The organism is Allobosea vaviloviae (assembly GCF_001298265.1).
GTDB lineage: Bacteria > Pseudomonadota > Alphaproteobacteria > Rhizobiales > Beijerinckiaceae > Allobosea > Allobosea vaviloviae_B.
Genome location: NZ_LGSZ01000022.1, coordinates 60,328 through 79,865, shown reverse-complemented (window position 1 = coordinate 79,865; position 19,538 = coordinate 60,328). Strand labels below are relative to the sequence as shown.

The following is a 19,538-nucleotide window of genomic DNA, read 5'->3' as shown; positions in this document are numbered from 1 at the left end:
GACGGTCAGCCCAGAACGATCAGGCCGCCCGCGACGATGACGAGAATGACGAGGCTCGTGCCCGTGACAAGGACCATATGGCGCCAGCCGAGCCGGGCCATGGCGCCAAGCGAGGTGCCGAGCCCGAGCGCGGCGATGGCGATGAGAAGGCCCCATGTCGAGATTGACAGCAGCAGCGCACGGACCGGCGGATAGATGTCGGCCAGGGCCGGCTGCATGGCGAGCACGCTGTTCACAAGGCACAGCACCAGGAACATGATCGCGAAGACGGGGACCGGCACCTTGGCCTTCTCTGCGACATGGCCGGCGCGCTTCGCATCGTCGTGGACGAGCCACCAGCCGACGATCAGCACGGCCGGCAGCAGCAGGAAGACGCGGAACAGCTTGACGATGATCGCGGCATTCGCCGCCTCGACTGAGACCGACTGGCCGGCGCCGACGACCTGCGCCACGTCATGGATGGTGGCGCCGAGCATGATGCCGGTCTGGGCGGGCGTGAAGCCGAGCCAGACGCAGATCAGCGGATAGGCCAGCATCGCCAGCGTCGAGAGCGCGTTCATGGCGATGACGGTGAAGGCGACGTCGGCGGCCTTGCTCCTGTAGTCGGGCACCACCGTGGCTGTCGCGAGTGCTGCGGAGGCGCCGCAGACGGCGGTCGCGACGCCGCCGAGCGCGCCCATGCCGGTCTCGCGGCCGAGCCAGCGCGCCAGCAGGAAGCCCGAGAGGATCGTGGCCGCCATTGCAACGATGACGAGCAGCGCCGTGGTCGCTCCGAGCGCGATGATGTCACCGAGCGCGACGCGCAGGCCAAGCAGCGCGATTGCCCAGCGCAGCATCTTCTTGACGCAGAAGGTCATGCCCGCCTGGAAGCGGGGCGCGTTGGCGACGGGATGCAGCAGCATGCCGATGATCAGGGCGATGACCACGGCAGGAATGCCGAAACGCCCGCCGGCGGCGGATTTTACCAGCGGTTCCGCGATGTAGGCCGCGACCGCGACCGCTGCCGACAGCGCGATCCCGTCGAGGAGCGGACGCCAGGCACTGAGGCGGGTGGTCGTCGCGATGGACAAGGCTTGCAGGCTCCCGAGGTTCTGGCCGGGGCGGATTTGAAAAGGCCGGAGCGGCAAACGCCGCCGCCCCGGCTGTTAGCAGCGGCTCAGGCCGAGCGGTAGAGCTTGGTCATCGAGAATTCGCGGTGCCCCAATGCTTCCGCCGCAGTCAGCCGGCCATTGGCGGTGCGCACGATGTTCTCGATCAGCGCGTCGCCGGCCTGCGGGATCGTCATGTCGCGGCGCAGGATGCCGGAAACGTCGACGTCGATATGCTCCGGCATGGTCCGCATCGTCTTGGGGTTGCCGGTGATCTTGATCACGGGGACGATCGGGTTGCCGATGACGTTGCCCTGCCCGGTCGGGAAGGTGTGCACGACATAGCCGCCCGCCGCCATCAGGGTGACGCATTCGGCAGCAGCCGAGGAGGTGTCCATGTAGTAGAGGCCCGGGCCCTTGGTCGGTGCCTGTGCCGGCTCGAGGATGTCGATGTATTTGCACTCGCGGCCGATCTTCTCGAGATTGCCGAGCGCCTTTTCCTCGATCGTGGTCAGGCCGCCGGCGATGTTGCCCTTGGTCGGCTGCGAATCCGAGAGGTCGTCGGTCTTGTGGGCCTCGATGACGTCGTCCTGATAGGCCTTCCACATCTTGTACCAGCGCTCGCCGACCTCGGGCGTCGCCGCGCGGGCCTTGCAGAGATGCTCGGCGCCGGTGATCTCGGAGGTCTCGCCGAAGACGCCGTAGACGCCGCGCGGGATCCACTTGTCGTACATGTTGCCGACCGTCGGGCAGGAGGACAGGCCCGTGGTGGTGTCGGATTCGCCGCATTTCGTGGAGACCCAGAGCTCCTCGATGCCGCAGGTCTCGCGCTGCAGCTCGGTCGCCCACTGCACGAACTCCTTGGCGACATAGGAGGCCTTGGCGATGGTGGCGATGTCGCCATGGCCCTCGATCCCGAAGCCGACGACAGGCTTGCCGGTCTTGGCGATGCCGTCGACGACGCGCTTGGTCCAGCCATCCTCGATGCCGATGACCACGACGGCGGCGACGTTGGGGTTCGAGCCCGTGCCGATCAGGGTACGGAAATGGATCTCCAGGTCCTCGCCGAACTGCAGGCGGCCATAGGCATGGGGGATCGCGAGCGTGCCCTTGACGTTGTTGGCGACGGCCTCGCAGGCGGCGTTGGAGAGATCGTCGAGCGGCAGCAGCAGGACATGGTTGCGCACACCGACGCGGCCGTTCTCACGACGCCAGCCCATGAAGGAGTCGAGGCTGGGGCCGGTCGGGCGCTTGACCATGGGCGCCTTGAACGCCGGGGCCTCGATCTGCCGGCCCTTGAAATCCTCGAGCGTCCCTTTGACGAGATCGAAATTCGCGACGATGGACATGGGTGTTTCCTCTTGTGCCTGGCGGGCTCGACCTTGCCGGGAGCCCGTTCTGGTTGAGATCAGTTGGGAATCGACAGAGCCGCGCTCACCAGCGCTTGGTCTTGGCGTTGTGGACGTGCAGGTGCTCGCCCTGCTTCACATCGGCCTTGGCCTGGCCGATGTCCTGGCCGTATTTCCAGATCGTCTCGCCCTTGGCGATGTCCTTGAGCGCGACCTTGTGGCCGATCGGGATGTCCATCTTCGCGGTCAGGTGGAAATCGGAATTGTCGTGCGTGACCACGCACAGCATGTCGGTGCCGGCCTTCAAACCCTCGACGACGACGACGCCGACGGTGTCCTTCTTCTCGTGAACCAGGAGGTGGGGCTTGCTCATCGGTGTCTCCTCACAGCGCTTCTTGTCACAGCGTTCTTGCCGTTCTGGGCAGGCCGCCCTGATTCAGGACTCGACCAGCTCTCGGACAAGTCTTATATAAGACACATGACTGAGCACAAGGTCGAAATTGCGATGCGGCCGGATGGGCCCGCCGGCGCCGAAATTCTTGGGTTTCGGCCGCTCTACCAGCAGGTCAAGGCGAATTTCGTGCGCCGACTCGTCGATGGCAGCTGGGCGCCCGGCATGGCACTGCCGAGCGAAAGCCAGCTGGCCAGCGAGATCGGCGTCAGCCAGGGCACGGTCAGGAAAGCGCTGGACGAACTCGCCGCGGAAAACCTGCTGGTGCGCCGCCAGGGGCGCGGCACCTTCGTCGCGGAGCATGACGAGCAGCGCATCCTGTTCCGGTTCTTCAAGCTGATGTCCGATGACGGCATCGCGCGCTTTCCCGACAGCAAGGTTCTCGACGGCACCTGCGGCCCCGCCGACGCAGCAGAGCGCACGGCGCTGAACCTGCAGGCGCAGGAGGCGGTCATCCGCATCCGCCGCATCCGTTCGCTCGGCGGCAAGCCGCTGGTCCTCGAGACCGTCAGCCTGCCTGCCCATGTCTTTCCGGGGCTGGAAAACGGCCCGGTTCCGAACAATCTCTACAGCCTGTTCGCCACGCGCTACGGCATCACCATCGCCAACGCCCGCGAGCGGCTGAAAGCCGTTGCGCTCACGCCCGATCAGGCCGAGCATTTGCGTGTCGCGGCGGGAACGCCCGCGCTCGAGATCGACCGCATCGCGCTATCGCTCGACGGGTCCGCCGTCGAGCGACGTCTCAGCCTGTGTCTGACCGAGGAGGCTCACTACCAGTCAGATTTGCGCTGATACGTTCGAGGTCTGAGAACTTACCCACCAAAGCCGACACAGAGCGGCCGTTCACCACGACCCAAGGAGGATACGCATGAGCATGACCAAAAGGGCAGCCCTTGCCGGGTTGCTGACACTAGGCCTGTCCGCATCGAACCTGACGGCGCCAGCGCAGGCGCAGGCCTTTCCGACCAAGCCGATCACGGTGATCGTGTCGTTCGCCGCGGGCGGGCCGAGCGACGTGATCGCCCGCCTGCTGGGCGAGCAGATGAGCAAGACGCTCGGCCAGCCAGTCGTGGTCGAGAACGTCGCCGGGGCCGGCGGAACGGCCGGCGCCAAGCGCCTCGCCGCAGCCGACCCCGATGGGCATACGATCCTGATCCATCATCTCGCGCTGGCGGCCGCCCCCGCGCTTTACGCCAATCTCGGCTACGACACCAAGACGGCCTTCGCGCCGATCGGGCTGGTCAATACGGGTCCGATGGTCATCGCCGGCAAGCTCGGCTTGCCGGCGCAGGATGCGAAATCCTTCTTCCCCTATATCAAGGAGAACGCCGACAAGCTGACGGTCGCCCATGCCGGCGTCGGCTCGAACTCGCATCTCTGTGCCGTGCTGATGTCGCAGCAGCTCGGGGCCAAGTTCAACCAGGTCGCCTATCGCGGCACCGGCCCGGCGATGAACGACCTCGTCGGCGGGCAGATCGACATCCTCTGCGACCAGTCGACCTCGGCGATTCCGCAAATCCAGGGCAAGAGCATCCGCGCCTATGCGGTGACCTCGGCGCAGCGGCTCGACGTGCTGCCCGACACGCTAACCATGGCGGAAGCCGGCGCCAAGCTCGACATGACGATCTGGCATGGCCTCTACGCGCCGAAGGGCACGCCTGTGCCCGTGCTCGACAAGCTGAACGCGGCACTGCGGGTCGCGCTCAAGGATCCGGCCGTGGTCGAGAAGTTCAAGGCCTTCGGCACCAGCACCTTCCCGGAGGCCGAATGGACCCGCGAAGCGCATGCCAAGGCATTTGCCGCCGAAGTGGACAAATGGGCCGCATCGCTGGCAGCAGCCGGCGTCAAGCCGCAGGGCTGATTTCCCCCTCGAACCATGCGCCGCTCGCCTCGCGCGACGGCGCATGCTACCGCCGGGCCATGTCCAGCAATGTCGTTGACCTCGAAGCCTTCGTCGCCCTGCCCGATCACGCAAGGCTGCTCGGGCTCGACCTCGGCACCAAGACGATCGGCCTGGCCCTCTCCGATCTCGAGCGGCAGATCGCCACGCCGCTCGAGACGATCAAGCGCGTCAAGTTCAGCCTCGATGCGGTCGCGCTGCTGAAGGTGGCGGATAAATACGCGGTCGCGGGCCTCGTGATCGGGCTGCCGCTCAACATGGACGGAACCGAAGGCCCGCGCGTGCAGTCGACCCGCGCCTTCGTGCGCAATCTCGTTCCCCTCACCAGCCTGCCGATCGTCTTCTGGGACGAACGCATGTCGACGCTGGCGGTGACGCGGACGTTGCTCGACGCCGACGCGTCGCGGGCCAAGCGCGCCGCCGTCGTCGACAAGATGGCCGCCGCCTACATTCTGCAGGGCGCGCTCGACCGCTTGATGCGGATGGAGCCAGACGAGCCGTCGCTGGGTTGACCCGAAAGCGCCGGAGGGTTCAGCCTGCAGCGTCACGCTCGCAAAGAGCAGCGTGAGCGGATTACTACAGAAAACCCGCGCATCTTTTGGACGCGCGGGTCGGAGCTATCGGCTTTTTGATGGTGCCAGGACCGCGCGATCAGCGGTGATCGCGGAAGTCGTAGGTCGGCCGGTAATAGCCGCGACGGTAAGGCGGCGCCGCATAGACCGGCGCAGGCGCGTAGACCGGCTCGTAAGCGTCGTAGCCATCGTCGTAATAATACGGAGCGGCATAGGCGCGACGGCTCGACGCAATCGCCGCCGCGCCAAGAATGCCCAAGCCCACGCCAGCCGCGATCGCCGCGCCGCGATTGCCGCCACGGTGATAGCCGCCACGATAGCCGCGATACTGGGTGTATTCAGCCGGCGCCTTGTCGAGGCGCGCGGAATCGAATGCGCGCGGCGCAGCAAGAGCCGGAGCCACGAACCCGGCGGAAACGACGCTTACCGAGGCCAGTGCGGCAATGGCGATTGTCCTGAAAGACGTCATGATCGGTCTCCTTCTATCGGCTTGTCGCCGACCTGCCGGGAGTTTCGTCCCGAGCCATTGAATGGCGCGTGAACCAATCGCGGCTGGATTGCGGCAGGCGCAATGCCGCCCCAGCCTTCCGCCATTGCTCAACGCCGACCGCCGTGGAAGGAGTGGCTTTCCGGCCTCTCAAACCAACCATGGCCGTCTCGTGAAGGATCAACGGCCGCAAACGTCCGTTGTTCCATTCGGCGCCCTGCGGGGGCGATCGGCCGCGTTCCCTTCAACTCCCCTGCCTCCTCGTCCGTTTGTGTCCTCCTTGCCTGCGCAGAAGCCATGCTCACCAGCCTGATCGCCGTCTTCCTCGTCATCGCGACGGGCTGGGTCCTCAAGGCACGTGGCTTTGTTTCGCCGGCGCACTGGCTCGGTGTCGAGCGCCTGACCTATCTGGTGCTGTTCCCAGCGGTGGTGATCCATACGCTCGCCGTGGCCGACCTCGGCCGTCTGCCGGTACTGGCGATGGGCCTGAGCCTGGTGCTGGCGATCCTGATCGTCGCCGGGATGCTGCTGGCCTTCCGGCCGCTTCTGCTGCGCGCCGGCATCGACGGCCCGGCCTTCACCTCGATCTTCCAGGGCTCGATCCGCTGGAACAGCTTCATTGCGCTGGCTCTCGCAGCAGGGCTGCAAGGACGCGACGGCACCACCTTGATGGCGATCGCGGTCGCGGCGATGATTCCGCTGCTGAACGTGCTCTGCGTGCTGGTGCTCGCACGCTACGCCAATGGCCGGCCCATGACCGCAGCGGCGACAGCGCGTTCAATCGTATTGAATCCCTTCATCTGGTCGTCAGCGGTCGGCCTCCTGCTCAATCAGCTGCAGTGGATGCTGCCGACGGCGGTCACCACCTATCTCGACGTGATGGGGCGCGCCGCGCTCGGCGTCGGCCTGCTCGCGGTGGGCGCGGGGCTCGATCTGCGCAGCCTGACGCGGCCGCGGCTTGCCCACTTCATCGCGATCGGCGTCAAGCTCGTCGTGATGCCGCTTCTGGCCTGGACAATCGCCCGCCATCTCGGCCTGTCTGGACCGGCGCTGACCATGACCGTCGTCGCTGCATCGGTGCCCACCGCGACAGCGGCCTATTTCCTCGCCCGCGATCTGGGCGGCGATGCACCGCTGATGGCCGAGATCACGACCTTGCAGACCCTGCTGGCGCTGGCGACGCTGCCTGTCGCGGTCCTGTTCCTCATCTGACTGCCGCAAAGCCAAAGCCGCCTCGCCGAGATAAAGGCCCTTGAGATCGCGAACCGACGCACGCTATGATTGTATTGCCTCGACTCGGTCACGCTCGCGTTGATCGGGCCGTGATCGTTCACATCTGCCCATCATTTGCAGGGGAGCCGGTCGGCGATGCCGTCAAATGGACGAAACCCGCTTGTGTCGCCGGACGCAGAGGGATCACAGAGCGGCGATGCCCCCCCTCCGGCGGGCGCTGGCAAAAGGCCACATAATGCTGCGCGAATCAGCCCTATGAGAGCGACCCAGCGTGATGTGGCCGCCTATGTCGAACATCTTGCAGCAGATTTGCGGCTGATGTCGCAATCCGTTGATCTCGACAGCCTGGCCTATTTTCTCGAGATGGCACGGCTCGAAGCCTCGATTCAGGTCGAGCGTCTCGGGCGGTCCATCGGCAGAGGCGACCTTCCGCAAGACGTCTAGCGGGCGTCCAAGCGGCTTGGCTGGCCGCCGATGCCGTAACCACAGGTTGTGCCCGTGGAGCGAGCCCGTCAGCGCGCGACGCGGGTCAAGGTGCCGCCGAGATGCTGCTGGATGAGGCCGTCGAGTTCGAGATCCAGCACTGTCCTGCTGATCTCGCGGGCAGGCCGGCCGCTCGCGCGGACGAGGTCATCGACCGAGATCGGCGCGCTGCCGAGAAGTTGCAGGACAATCCGGCGCATGTCGACAGAGTCGTCCGCAGGTGAGCCGGGGACGGCAGCGAAGACGCGGTCCGGCTCGGGGACTGCCGCCGCGGGGGCCGGCTCTATGCCCGGCAGGTCGAGTTCGTCCCAGAGCGCCTGGGTCGTGCTCTCGCCGATGCCGTCCCGCAGAGCAGGCGGCGGTGGCAGAAAGCCGAGATCGCTGTCGAGCAGCGGCGTCAGCGCCTCGATGATGTGCGCCGCGTCCGAGCAGAGCGTCGCCCCCTCGCGGATCAGGTGGTTGCCGCCTTCGGCACGCGGATCGAGCGGCGAGCCAGGCACGGCGAAGACGAGCCTGCCCTGCTCGTTGGCGAAACGCGCGGTGATCAGCGAGCCGGATTTGCGCGCCGCCTCGACCACGACCGTGCCGAGCGACAGGCCCGAGACCAGCCGATTGCGACGCGGAAAATCCCGGCCGCGCGGCGCAAGGCCGAGCTGCATCTCGCTGATCGCGGCGCCCTGCTCCAGCAGGCGCTGCAGCAGCGGCAGGTTCTGCGGCGGATAGACCTGGTCGAGCCCGCCGGCCAGCACCGCGACGGTGCCGGTCGTGGTGCTGGCCTCGTGGGCGGAGGTGTCGATGCCGCGTGCCAGGCCGGATACGACGATGAAGCCGGCCTCGCCGAGATCGCGCGCCAGCCTTGCGGTGAACTTCAGGCCCGCTGCCGAGGCGTTGCGCGAGCCGACCAGGGCCACGCAGGGCCGCAGCAGAACCTGGGCCTGGCCGAGCACGGCGATGAGCGGCGGCGCGGTGTCGATCGCCTGTAGCGGGCGGGGATAGTGCGCTTCCCCCAACGCGATCAGGCAGCCGCCAAGCCGGCGCAGCGCCTCCATCTCACGCTCGGCCTCGGCCATGGTGGCGATGCGCAGCGTGCGTCCGGCCTGCCTCGCCAGGTCGGGAAGCGCGTCGAGCGCGGCGGCCGCCCCGCCGAAGCGGTTCATCAGCGAGCGGAAGGTGCGAGGGCCGACGCTCTCGCTGCGGATCAGGCGGAGCCAATCGAGGCGCTGGCGATCGGTGAGGACGATGCCAGCCATGCCGCGTCAGCCCTTCCCGCCGATCTTGCCCTCACCGCCCGAGAGCAGTCGGGCGATGTTCTCGCGATGCATGATCCAGAGAAGGGCCGCCAGCAGGGCCATGAGCAGGGCCGCCTGTCGGTGGCCCATGGCGAACCACATGATGAGCGGCGTCGCGACGCTCGCCGTCAGAGCCGCCAGAGAGGAGTATTTCGAGAGCTTGGCGACCGAGAGCCAGATCGCCGCAAAGGCGAGCGCGGCCGGCCAGGCGAGACCGATCAACACGCCGAGATAGGTGGCGACGCCCTTGCCGCCCCTGAAGCCGATCCAGACCGGGAAGAGATGGCCGAGGAAGGCGCCAAGCCCGGCGACGAGCGCAGCCTTGGGACCGCCCAGAACGTAGAATCCGACCAGGACGGCGACCGTGCCCTTGAGCATGTCACCGAGCAGCGTCAGCGCGGCGAGCTTCTTGTTGCCGGTGCGCAGGACATTGGTCGCGCCGATATTGCCCGAGCCGATGCTGCGCGGATCCGTGCCGCCGCTCAGCTTCGTCAGGACGATGCCGAAGGGGATCGAGCCCAGCAGGTAGCCGACAGCGAGCGCCAGGCCGAAGGCAGGCCAGGACAGGCCCCAGTTCAACGTCTCCTGCATGCCGGTTCCTTGCCCTGCTTCGCCTCGCCATAGTTAGAGCACGAAACCGGACGTGGAAACGGCGTTTTCGCGCCGGCATGTGATGCGGATTGTCTTTCAAGGCCAAGACCCTGATCGCGGCGCCTTGGGATAACCTCCACGAGCGCCGTTCGGATGCTCGACTTGCCAACTCACGTATGCCACCAGCGCTTGAGGGGACTGACCTAGGGGCTTGAAACAATGCGAATTTTGATGACGATCGCTGTCGCGCTCAGCGTCAGCGCGTGCGGGACGGTGACGCGGGGGTCCAACGAGGACGTTACCTTCAACTCGGAGCCGCCCGGCGCAAAGGTTCTGACCTCCACGGGGCTCGTCTGCAACGCGACGCCTTGCACATTCCCCATCAGCCGCAAGCAGGAATTTATCGCCACCTTCGAGCTGCCAGGCCATCACTCGCAGCAGGTCGCGGTGAAGACCGAGGTCAGCGGCGGCGGTGCCGCAGGCATGGCCGGAAATATTCTGGTGGGCGGTGTCGTCGGTATCGTCGTCGATGCCAGCACGGGCGCAACCCTGGATCATTCGCCCAACCCGGTCTTCGTGACCATGTCGCCCGTCCAATCACCTAAGCGCGCAGCCAAGCCGCGCCGCTCGCGCAACAAGGCCTCCGCCTCTCAGGTCTGATGGTTCGAAAGCAGTTTGCACCGGCTGGGCGCGGCGCGCGATTGCCAGCTCAGCCGGTGCGCATCTCATAAACCGCACGGCCACCGACGAAGGTGGTCTGCACGATGCCCTCCAGCCGCGCCTCGTCGAAGGGCGAGTTCTTGGCCCGCGACTTCAGCTTGCGCTTGTCGACGACGTAGGGAGCGTCGAGGTCGAGCAGCATGAGGTCGGCCGGTGCGCCGGGGGCGAGCCGGCCGCAGCCGAGCCCGAGGAGTTTGGCGGGCCGCGTCGAGAGCGCCGCCAGCAGGTCAGGCAAGGCGATCTGGCCGGCCTGGACCATGCGCAGCGAGGCGGACAGCAGGGTTTCGATGCCCAGCGCGCCATCGGCGGCCTCGGCGAAGGGCTGGCGCTTGGTCTCGACGTCCTGCGGGTCGTGGTCGGAGACGACGACGTCGATCACCCCCTCCGCCAGCGCCGCGACCAGCGCCAGCCGCTCCTGCTCGTCGCGCAGCGGCGGCGAGACCTTGCAGAAGGTGCGGTAGTCGCCAACGTCGTTCTCGTTCAGCGTCAGATTGTTGATCGAGGCGCCGCAGGTGACGCGTAGACCCTCGGCCTTCGCCCGGCGCACGAGCTCGACCGAGTCGGAACACGAGATCATGGCGGCGTGGTAGCGCCCGCCTGTCGCCCGGGCGAGACGGATGTCGCGCTCCAGCATCACCGTCTCGGCCTCGCGCGGAATGCCGGGCAGGCCTTTGCGGCTGGCGAACTCGCCTTCGTTCATGACGCCGGAGCCGCGCAGGTCGGGATCCTCGACATGATTCATGATCAGGGCGTCGAAGTCGCGGGCATAGATCAGGGCGCGACGCATGATCTGCGGGTTGCGCAGGGCCTTCGCGCCATCCCCGAAGGCGACCGCGCCGGCCTCCAGCAGCAGGCCGAATTCGGTGATCTCCTTGCCGTGCAGGCCCTTTGTCAGGGCGGCGCAGGGCAGCACGTTGACGATCGCCTTGTCGCGGGCGCGGCGCTTGATGAAGTCGATGATCGCGGGATCGTCGATCGGCGGATCGGTGTCGGGCCGGCAGACGATGGTGGTGACGCCGCCGGCAGCCGCCGCCTGCGAGCCGGAGCCCAGCGTCTCGCGGAACTCGGCCCCGGGCTCGCCGAGAAAGGCACGCAGATCGACAAGGCCAGGCGCCACGACGAGCCCGCTCGCGTCGATGCGGCGGACACCCTCTCCCGTCGCAGGAGCAGCCTCGCCCCAGCCAACCGAGGCGATGGTGCCGCCGCGCAGCAGCAATGAGCCCCGCTCGTCGCGGCCCGTGGCCGGGTCGACGAGACGCGCATTGACGATCGCGATGTCCTGAAGCTCGGCCATGCCCGGTTCCGTTCGCGCTCTCGGCTCAGACATTGGGGAGGTGCTGCGCCAGCGCGTCGAGCACCGCCATGCGGACCGCGACGCCCATCTCGACCTGCTCGCGGATCAGCGACTGGGCGCCATCGGCAACCTCCGAGGAGATTTCGACGCCGCGATTCATCGGGCCGGGATGCATCACAAGCGCGTCGGCCTGCGCGCGCTCAAGCTTGTCGCGGTCGAGCCCATAATAGCGGAAGTATTCCTTCGAGGACGGTACGAAGGCGCCATGCATGCGCTCGAGCTGGAGGCGCAGCATCATCACGATGTCGGCGCCGTCCAGCCCCTTGTTCATGTCGGTGAAGATCTCGACGCCCATGCGCTCGATGCCGGCCGGCAGCAGGGTCGAGGGCGCGATCAGGCGCACCTTCGCTCCGAGAGCGTTCAGCAGGATGATGTTGGAGCGGGCCACGCGCGAATGCAGGATGTCGCCGCAGATCGCCACCGTCAGCCCGGCGATGCGGCCCTTGTTGCGGCGGATCGTCAGGGCGTCCAGCAGCGCCTGCGTCGGGTGCTCATGGGCGCCGTCGCCGGCATTCACCACCGAGCAGCCGACCTTGCGCGCGAGCAGGTTCACCGCTCCGGCCGCATGGTGACGCACCACAATGATGTCCGGCCGCATCGCGTTCAGCGTCGCCGCGGTGTCGATCAGCGTCTCGCCCTTCTTCACCGAGGAGGAGGCGACCGACATGTTCATGACGTCGGCGCCGAGCCGCTTGCCGGCGAGCTCGAAGGAGGCCTGCGTCCGCGTCGAGGGCTCGAAAAACAGGTTGATCTGGGTGCGGCCGCGCAAGGTGGCCGTCTTTTTCTCGACCTGCCGGGAGAGCGCGACATAGGCGTCGGCCCTGTCCAGCAGCGCCTCGATGTCCAAATGGGAGAGCCCCTCGATGCCGAGGAGATGCCGGTGCGGATAGAGCGGAGCTGGCGATGTCATTTGAAGAGGGGTGTTTAGGCGCGAGTCGGGCGCGGCGCAAGCGTTCGGATTCCGTTGTCACCATGCGGCTCGCCGGATGGCGGCGCGCGTGAAACGGCGCTACGCCTGCAGTCGTTCACGCAACGCTGCCGAGGAGCACGCCTTGTCCACCGACGCCTTTGTCCCGGCCACACATGGAGCGACCTGGAACACGATCGCCCCAGTCGAAGCCGGCTTCGATCCGGCCCGGCTTGCCGCTGCCGTGGCCTTCGCGGAGGCGCATGACAGCCCCTGGCCGCGCAGCCTGTTCTACCCCGATGGCAGCTATGTCGGGAATCGGGAATGGAACGAGAGCGGGCCGTGGACCGAGATCGTCGGGTCTGTGCGCGAACGCGGCGGGCCAGCAGGGCTCGTGCTCAAGGCCGGCAGGATCGTCGCCGAATGGGGCGATACCAACCGCGCCGACATGACCTTCTCGATCGCCAAGAGCTATCTTTGCGTGCTGGCTGGCCTTGCGGTGCAGGATGGTCTGATCGCCGATCTCGACGAGCCGGTGGCCAAGAGCGTGGCCGGTCCGTTTTTCGAAGGCGATCACAACGCGCAGATCACCTGGCGGCACCTGCTGCAGCAATCCAGCGAATGGCGGGGCGAGATCTTCGGGAAATCCGACCAGGTCGATCACAACCGGCAGATCGGCCCCGGTGCCGACAACAGCCGCAAGGGCCAGCGCCGCGAGATGCACAAGCCCGGCAGCTTCTACGAATACAACGATGTGCGGGTGAACCTGCTCGGCTATTGCCTGCTGCAGCGCTTCCGCCGCCCTTTGCCGGAAGTGCTGCGCGAGCGGATCATGGCCCCGATCGGCGCCTCCACCGATTGGGACTGGCAGGGCTACGAGACTTCCTTCGTCGAGATCGACGGGCAGCGCATCCAGTCGGTGCCGGGCGGCGGGCATTGGGGCGGCGGGCTGTTCATCGGGGCGCGCGACCATGCCCGCTTCGGGCTGCTGATGGCGCGTGGCGGAGACTGGGGCGGACGCTCCCTGATCGCGCTCGACTGGATCGCGCAGATGGTCTCGCCGTCGCCGACACTGGCGAACTACGGCTATCTCTGGTGGCTCAACCGCGGGCCTTCGCCCAAGCCGGGCGTGCCCGAGAGCGCCTTCTGGGCGCTGGGCGCCGGCACCAACGTGATCCTGGTCGATCCGAAGACCGATCTCGTCGCCGTGCTGCGCTGGATCGACGGCGCGTCCTTCGACGGCTTCCTGACGAAGCTGTATGAGGCGCTGGGCTGAGCGGCGGCTGGGATCGCGCCGGCCGTGTGACCCTTGTGCCGAGGCCGCCGACGCGCCATGTCAGGGCGCTCTGCGGGGACTGTGACCAAAAGGCCGCCCCAGGCCGCCGACATGCAATCGGCGTTTGACACGGCCTATTCCCTGAACCACTTTCGCGCGCAATTCCGAACCGCCGGGTCTTTCGCCGGTCGCGAGATCGCCTCAGGGTGCATTTCGCGCTCCGAGGAGGCTATTAGCGAGACACCGCACCATGAAGCTCCTCGTCGTCGAGTCGCCGGCCAAGGCCAAGACGATCAACAAGTATCTCGGATCCGACTACGAGGTGATCGCCTCGTTCGGGCATATCCGCGACCTGCCGGCCAAGGACGGCTCGGTCGATCCCGAGCATGACTTCGCGATGAAATGGGAGATCGAGGGGCGCGGCGCCAAGCAGGTCGCCGAGATCGTCAAGGCGCTGAAGGGTGCCGAGAAGCTGATCCTCGCAACCGACCCCGACCGCGAGGGCGAGGCGATCTCCTGGCATGTGCTGGAGGCGCTCAACAACAAGAAGGCGCTGAAGGGCATCCCGGTCGAGCGCGTCACCTTCAACGCCGTCACCAAAGACGCGGTGCAGACCGCGCTCGCCAATCCGCGCCAGGTCGACCAGGCGCTGGTCGATGCCTATCTGGCACGCCGGGCGCTGGACTATCTCGTCGGCTTCACCCTCTCTCCGGTGCTCTGGCGCAAGCTGCCCGGCGCCCGCTCGGCCGGCCGCGTGCAATCGGTGGCGCTGCGCATCGTCTGCGACCGCGAGCGCGAGATCGAGGCCTTCCGGGCGCGCGAATACTGGTCTCTGGTGGCGACGCTGGCGACGGCCGCAGGCGGCGTCTTCGATGCGCGCCTCGTCGGCGCCGACGGCAAGAAGATCACACGACTCGACATCGGCAGCGGCGACGAGGCCAGGGCCTTCAAGGAGGCGCTCGATACGGCGGCCTTCAGCGTCGCCAGCGTCGAGGCCAAGCCGGTCAAGCGCCACCCCCAGCCGCCCTTCCAGACCTCGACGCTGCAGCAGGAGGCCTCCCGCAAGCTCGGGCTGGCGCCTGCGCGAACCATGCAGCTGGCGCAGCGGCTCTATGAGGGCGTCGATATCGGCGGCGAGACCGTCGGCCTGATCACCTATATGCGGACCGACGGCGTCGACATGGACCCCTCGGCGATCAGCGCCGCGCGCAGCGTCATCGGCAAGGAATTCGGCGACGCCTATGTGCCGGGTGTACCGCGCAAATACACCGTCAAGGCCAAGAACGCGCAGGAGGCCCATGAGGCGATCCGGCCGACCGATCTCGGCCGTCTGCCGGCGACCGTCATGCGCCATCTCGAACCCGAGCAGGCCAAGCTCTACGAGCTGATCTGGAAGCGCACCATCGCCAGCCAGATGGAATCGGCCTCGCTGGAGCGCACCACGGTCGACATCGCCGCCAAGGTCGCCGGCCGCGATCTCGAGCTGCGCGCCACCGGCCAGGTCACGCTCTTCGACGGCTTCCTGACGCTGTACCAGGAGAGCCGCGACGACGAGGAGGACGAGGACTCCAAGAAGCTGCCGGCGATGAAGGATGGCGAGCCGCTCGAAAAGCGTGCCATCGCCGCCGACCAGCACTTCACCGAGCCGCCGCCGCGCTATTCGGAAGCGAGCCTCGTCAAGCGCATGGAAGAGCTCGGCATCGGCCGGCCTTCGACCTATGCCGCGACGCTCTCGACGCTGCGCGACCGCGAATATGTCCGCATCGAGAAGAAGCGCCTCGTACCCGAGGACAAGGGCATGCTGGTGACGGCGTTCCTGGAGAGCTTCTTCAAGCGCTATGTCGAGTTCGACTTCACGGCGAACCTCGAAGAGAAGCTCGACCGCGTCTCGAACGCCGAGATCGACTGGAAGGTGCTGCTGCGCGAATTCTGGGAGGAGTTCACCAAGTCGATCGGCGACACCAAGGATCTGCGCGTCACCGAGGTTCTGGAGGCGCTCAACGGCGTGCTCGGCGCCCATGTCTTCCCGGCCCGTGAGGATGGCAGCGATCCGCGCTCCTGCCAGGTCTGCGGCACCGGCCAGCTCTCGCTGAAGCTCGGCAAGTTCGGCGCTTTCGTCGGCTGCTCGAATTATCCGGAATGCCGCTACACGCGCCCCCTCACCGTCCAGGCTGCCGATGGCGAGGCCACGACTGAGGGCGGGACCGGCGCGCCGGGCGTTCGCGTGCTCGGCAAGGATCCGGTGACGGAGGCCGAGGTCACGGTTCGCGACGGGCGCTTCGGCCCCTATATCCAGCTCGGCGAGGGCGAGAAGCCCAAGCGCTCCAGCCTGCCCAAGGGCATGAGCCCGGGCAGCGTCGATCTGGAAACGGCGCTTGCCTTGCTGTCGCTGCCCAAGGAGGTCGCGAGGCACCCCGAAAGCGGCGAGCCGATCCTCGCCGGCATCGGCCGCTACGGGCCTTATGTCCAGCACGGCAAGACCTACGCCAATATCGACAAGGACGACGACATCCTGCAGATCGGCGGCAACCGCGCCATCGACCTGATCGTCGCCAAGGAGAGCGGCGGTCCGGGCGCTCGCTTCGGACGCGGCGCGGCCGTGCCGGGCCGTGATCTCGGAGAGCATCCCGGTGGGGGCAAGCTCGTGGTGCGCGCCGGCAAATACGGGCCTTACGTCAACTGGGGCAAGGTCAACGCGACCCTGCCCAAGGCGATGACGCAGGAGGCGATCACGCTCGAACAGGCGGTCGAGCTGGTCAATGCCAAGGCGGAGTCGAGCGGCGTGAAGGGGCCGGGCAAGGCGAAAGCCGCCAAGGCGCCGGCGAAGAAGCCTGCCGCAGCAAAGGCCAAGGCTGCTGCGAAACCCAAGGCAGCTGTCGCGAAACCCAAGACGGCCGCGGCAAAGCCCAAGGCGAAGACCGCCGCGAAAGGCTGAACGGCGCGCTGGATCGCGGAGCCTCGGGCGCGTCCTGCGACGCGCCCGTCAGCGTCAGCGCGACGCGATCATCGAAGACGGAGCGTCCCGCATGCTGGCGACGACGACGAGGCGCTTCACCTCGCCGCGCAGATAGGCTTGCAGGAAGCGCTCATAGTCCTTGAAGGACACGCAGCCGTTCGAGTCGCCGCCGGGGCCGAGAAGATAAGGATGGGTCAGCAGGCCGGCGCGTCCATAGATCGCGCTGCTGCCGCCGACCGGGTTCAGTCGCAACGCGCGGTGGCCGTGGAACAGCGCCTCTCGCTCGGTGAGCGTATAGGTATGCGGCGGTGTCACGCCCTTCATCCGGACATGGGCGAAGCGCGGATCGTCCATCTTGTCGCCGAGGCCCGAATGCGCCTCCAGCTTCTCGCCATTGGGCATGTGCACGACCTTGGCGCTGATGTCGTAGATCGCGGTGGCCTGCCCCGTCGTCACAGGCGGTCCGAAGGACGGGCTGAGCCTGCGACCGCGCGAGCGGTCGACGGCGTCGTCCTCGGGCGCGGCATAGGCCATCGCCGGGCCGTTCGGCTGGCGCACGCCGCCGAAGAGCTTTTCGAAGAACGAGCGGTTGTCCTCGGCAGCCGGCGCGGGAGCCGCGGCCACCTTCTCGCGGCGCGTCGGCTGGCGCAAGGCGATGGCCGGCGGCTCGGCCGTCCCGGGGAGTTTCAGTTCGGCCGGTCGCGGGGCCGGCAGCGGCGCATCCTTGACGATTTTGGAGACCGCCTGCGGCGAAGACGCTAGAGGATCGACAAGCACGCTCGCGAGAGGCGTCGCAGCCGTCGGCTGCGTCGGCTGGACGGACGCCGTCTGGACCGGCGGCGCAGGCAGGACGGGCACAGCCGTCACCGGCTCCGGTGAGGCGTTGCGCTGGAGGCCGGCCTGCATCGGCCGATCGCCACCGAAGGAGCCCGGCGTCGTGCCCAGCAGGAATCCCGGATTCAGCAGATTTCGGTAGGCCGTTGATGAGGGAGCGAGGGACCCGGTCGTCAGGACGTCGCGCTGCGGCGTCGCATGGAGGGGGATCTGCGCGTCCGGCCCCGGATCGAGCGCGACATAGCCGACGCCGCAGGCCACCACGATGGCGGCGATCTGGAGACAGACATTATGGCCGACCCGGTAGCGGGTATGCGCATGCGCGCGCCGCCTCAAACCCTGTCCCGACATTTCGCTACGCTCTCGACCCGACGCAACACACGCCCGCCATCGAACGCGACAGCGGAAAACCGGCAAACCTGCCGAATTTCAGTAGAGGGCTGCGTGGTTAAAAGCGGGTGAACGATTTGCATCCAAAGCAGACGAAAGGAAGCGGCGGGCCGGTCTCTCGGTCCGCCGCTCCTGGTCATGCCTGCCGCTGAGCGGAACTGTGCCGCCGATCCGTCAGAGTGGCTTCAATCCAGCCTCGATCTGGGTGCGCTTGCCTTCCAGGAACGGCGGCAGCGAGAGCTTTTCGCCCATGATCTCGGCGGGCTCGTCGGTGGCGAAGCCCGGCCCGTCGGTCGCGATCTCGATCAGGATTCCGTTGGGCTCGCGCAGATAAAGCGAGCGGAAATAGAAGCGATCGACCGGCCCGCTATTGGGATAGCCGGCGGCGCGCAGACGCTCCGCCCAGGCGTCGTAGTCGGCGAAGGTCGGTGTCCGCAAGGCGAGGTGATGCACGCCGCCTGCGCCTTCGCGAGCCTGCGGCAGATCGGGCTCGACGGCGACATGGAGTTCTGCATCAGCCCCACCCTCCCCGATCCTGAAGACATGGATCTCGCCGGTGGCATGGGCGGCATCGCGATAGCTCCCGATCTTCTCCAGCCCCAGCAACTGCGTCAGCACGACCTCCGTCCGCTCCAGCTTCGGCACCGAGATGGTGACGGGGCCGAGACCGCGGATCTGATGCTCGGCGGGAACGGAGCTCTTCTCCCAGACGATGAAGGGAATGTCCCCACCATCGGCGATCAACGTCAGACGCTGGCCTTCGGGATCCTCGAAATCGATCGCCGACCGGCCGTTGATCGCACGGATCGGCGTCACCGCGATGCCGGCCTCGGCCAGGCGAATCCGCCACCACTCCAGGGAGGCCTCGTTTGCCACGCGCAGCGAGGTCCGGCTGATCGCATGGGTTCCGCGGCGCGCCGGTGATGCCGGCCAGTCGAAGAAGGTCAGGTCGCTGCCGGGCGAGCCCGCGCCATCGGCATAGAACAGGTGATAGGCCGAGGTATCGTCCTGGTTCACGGTCTTCTTGACCAGACGCATGCCGAGCGTCTCGGCATAGAAGCGCCGGTTGCCCGGCGCGTCGGCCGAGATCGCAGTGACGTGGTGGATGCCGGTGAGCTTCATGGCTTGCCCCTTGAGGATCAATGCCGAGCGCTGAACGGCTCGGCTGTTGGGGCAAAGATAGGCTCGCGAAACCGCAATGGAATGGCGGCGCCAGCAATCGGCTCGTTGCAATCCTGCAATCGACGCCGAATGCGCTTATGGCTTCGAGGTGGGCGGCGTGGCCGAGGTCGCCGGCAAATCCGCCTTGTCGCCGGAATTGGTCGGCGTGGTGCAATCCTGCGGCTTGTTCTTGCAGTCATAGACCATCGTGGGCGCCGCCGACTCGTGGGAGACGCCCGCGTTCGGCAGGATCATGTTCTGGCCCTTGTCGATCTGCGCCGGGTCCGTGATTTTGGGCCCCAGGCCACCGCTGGCCTGCGCCTCCGCCGGCTTGGCAGGCGGCGTCGTGGTTGGCGACGGCGTCTGCGCGGAAGCCGCAAATGCCAGCGACGACAGGGCGACGGCGAGCGCAAGGCCCGGCAATGAACGAAGCATGGGATTCCCCTTCTGCGGCCCGCCAAGGCAGCGGGCATTTGCTAGGGAACCCGTCTCCGCAG

Annotated in this window: 19 protein-coding genes; 8 read left to right on the top strand and 11 right to left on the bottom strand. The window is 67.1% G+C overall.

Annotated elements, in window-relative coordinates; genetic code table 11:
* Positions 1-5: 5 nt before the first annotated feature.
* The 3 genes from AE618_RS04215 to AE618_RS04205 form a co-directional block, all read right to left on the bottom strand.
* A complete protein-coding gene (locus tag AE618_RS04215; RefSeq protein ID WP_248310742.1) occupies positions 6-1,070 on the bottom strand; it encodes a YeiH family protein in 1,065 nt (354 codons plus the stop codon).
* An 86-nt stretch (positions 1,071-1,156) separates the two neighbouring features.
* Positions 1,157-2,347 carry a UxaA family hydrolase gene (locus tag AE618_RS04210; RefSeq protein ID WP_054207999.1) on the bottom strand — a complete coding sequence of 397 codons (1,191 nt, stop codon included), beginning with the start codon at positions 2,345-2,347 and terminating at the stop codon, positions 1,157-1,159.
* A gap of 175 nt (positions 2,348-2,522) precedes the next feature.
* Positions 2,523-2,810, bottom strand: coding sequence for a UxaA family hydrolase (locus tag AE618_RS04205; protein WP_054207798.1), 288 nt, complete (start codon positions 2,808-2,810; stop codon positions 2,523-2,525).
* A 105-nt stretch (positions 2,811-2,915) separates the two neighbouring features.
* Between AE618_RS04205 and AE618_RS04200 the strand changes: the two genes are divergently transcribed.
* From AE618_RS04200 to ruvX, 3 genes are all read left to right on the top strand, one after another.
* A complete protein-coding gene (locus AE618_RS04200; RefSeq protein ID WP_054207797.1) occupies positions 2,916-3,680 on the top strand; it encodes a GntR family transcriptional regulator in 765 nt (254 codons plus the stop codon).
* 76 nt (positions 3,681-3,756) lie between these two features.
* Positions 3,757-4,749 carry a tripartite tricarboxylate transporter substrate-binding protein gene (locus AE618_RS04195; protein ID WP_248310741.1) on the top strand — a complete coding sequence of 331 codons (993 nt, stop codon included), beginning with the start codon at positions 3,757-3,759 and terminating at the stop codon, positions 4,747-4,749.
* A gap of 59 nt (positions 4,750-4,808) precedes the next feature.
* Complete coding sequence (ruvX, locus tag AE618_RS04190) at positions 4,809-5,300, top strand: Holliday junction resolvase RuvX (RefSeq protein ID WP_054207997.1); 492 nt, start codon at positions 4,809-4,811, stop codon at positions 5,298-5,300.
* A gap of 139 nt (positions 5,301-5,439) precedes the next feature.
* Here the strand turns inward: ruvX and AE618_RS04185 are convergent, their stop codons facing one another.
* Positions 5,440-5,829 carry a hypothetical protein gene (locus AE618_RS04185; RefSeq protein ID WP_054207796.1) on the bottom strand — a complete coding sequence of 130 codons (390 nt, stop codon included), beginning with the start codon at positions 5,827-5,829 and terminating at the stop codon, positions 5,440-5,442.
* Between the two features lie 315 nt (positions 5,830-6,144).
* Here AE618_RS04185 and AE618_RS04180 point away from each other — a divergent pair, with 315 nt between their 5' ends.
* Together AE618_RS04180 and AE618_RS27795 are read left to right on the top strand one after the other, a co-directional pair.
* Entirely contained in the window at positions 6,145-7,059 is a 915-nt protein-coding gene (locus tag AE618_RS04180) for an AEC family transporter (protein WP_054207795.1), read from the top strand.
* Between the two features lie 297 nt (positions 7,060-7,356).
* Positions 7,357-7,524, top strand: a complete 168-nt coding sequence (locus AE618_RS27795; RefSeq protein ID WP_156330090.1) for a hypothetical protein — start codon at positions 7,357-7,359, stop codon at positions 7,522-7,524.
* A 68-nt stretch (positions 7,525-7,592) separates the two neighbouring features.
* Here AE618_RS27795 and dprA read toward each other — a convergent pair whose 3' ends face one another.
* Both dprA and plsY read right to left on the bottom strand, forming a co-directional pair.
* Complete coding sequence (gene dprA, locus AE618_RS04175) at positions 7,593-8,804, bottom strand: DNA-processing protein DprA (RefSeq protein WP_054207996.1); 1,212 nt, start codon at positions 8,802-8,804, stop codon at positions 7,593-7,595.
* Between the two features lie 15 nt (positions 8,805-8,819).
* On the bottom strand, positions 8,820-9,443 hold the full coding sequence (gene plsY / locus AE618_RS04170; protein WP_054207794.1) for a glycerol-3-phosphate 1-O-acyltransferase PlsY: 624 nt from the start codon (positions 9,441-9,443) through the stop codon (positions 8,820-8,822).
* 231 nt (positions 9,444-9,674) lie between these two features.
* Here plsY and AE618_RS04165 point away from each other — a divergent pair, with 231 nt between their 5' ends.
* Entirely contained in the window at positions 9,675-10,103 is a 429-nt protein-coding gene (locus AE618_RS04165) for a translation initiation factor 2 (RefSeq protein ID WP_248310740.1), read from the top strand.
* A 49-nt stretch (positions 10,104-10,152) separates the two neighbouring features.
* Here the strand turns inward: AE618_RS04165 and pyrC are convergent, their stop codons facing one another.
* Both pyrC and AE618_RS04155 read right to left on the bottom strand, forming a co-directional pair.
* On the bottom strand, positions 10,153-11,457 hold the full coding sequence (gene pyrC, locus AE618_RS04160) for a dihydroorotase (protein WP_054207792.1): 1,305 nt from the start codon (positions 11,455-11,457) through the stop codon (positions 10,153-10,155).
* A gap of 25 nt (positions 11,458-11,482) precedes the next feature.
* Complete coding sequence (locus AE618_RS04155; RefSeq protein WP_054207791.1) at positions 11,483-12,427, bottom strand: aspartate carbamoyltransferase catalytic subunit; 945 nt, start codon at positions 12,425-12,427, stop codon at positions 11,483-11,485.
* A gap of 142 nt (positions 12,428-12,569) precedes the next feature.
* On the opposite strand from AE618_RS04155, the gene AE618_RS04150 reads away from it, so the two are divergent.
* On the top strand, positions 12,570-13,700 hold the full coding sequence (locus AE618_RS04150; RefSeq protein WP_248310739.1) for a serine hydrolase domain-containing protein: 1,131 nt from the start codon (positions 12,570-12,572) through the stop codon (positions 13,698-13,700).
* Between the two features lie 250 nt (positions 13,701-13,950).
* Positions 13,951-16,635: a type I DNA topoisomerase gene (gene topA / locus AE618_RS04145; RefSeq protein ID WP_054207790.1), complete on the top strand. Its 2,685-nt coding sequence runs from the start codon at positions 13,951-13,953 to the stop codon at positions 16,633-16,635.
* A gap of 54 nt (positions 16,636-16,689) precedes the next feature.
* Here topA and AE618_RS04140 read toward each other — a convergent pair whose 3' ends face one another.
* The 3 genes from AE618_RS04140 to AE618_RS04130 all read right to left on the bottom strand — a co-directional run bounded on the left by AE618_RS04140 (position 16,690) and on the right by AE618_RS04130 (position 19,476).
* Complete coding sequence (locus tag AE618_RS04140) at positions 16,690-17,841, bottom strand: DUF2778 domain-containing protein (protein WP_054207789.1); 1,152 nt, start codon at positions 17,839-17,841, stop codon at positions 16,690-16,692.
* 213 nt (positions 17,842-18,054) lie between these two features.
* Entirely contained in the window at positions 18,055-19,002 is a 948-nt protein-coding gene (locus AE618_RS04135) for a ring-cleaving dioxygenase (RefSeq protein WP_054207788.1), read from the bottom strand.
* A 135-nt stretch (positions 19,003-19,137) separates the two neighbouring features.
* Positions 19,138-19,476 carry a hypothetical protein gene (locus AE618_RS04130; protein WP_054207787.1) on the bottom strand — a complete coding sequence of 113 codons (339 nt, stop codon included), beginning with the start codon at positions 19,474-19,476 and terminating at the stop codon, positions 19,138-19,140.
* Positions 19,477-19,538 lie beyond the last annotated feature (62 nt).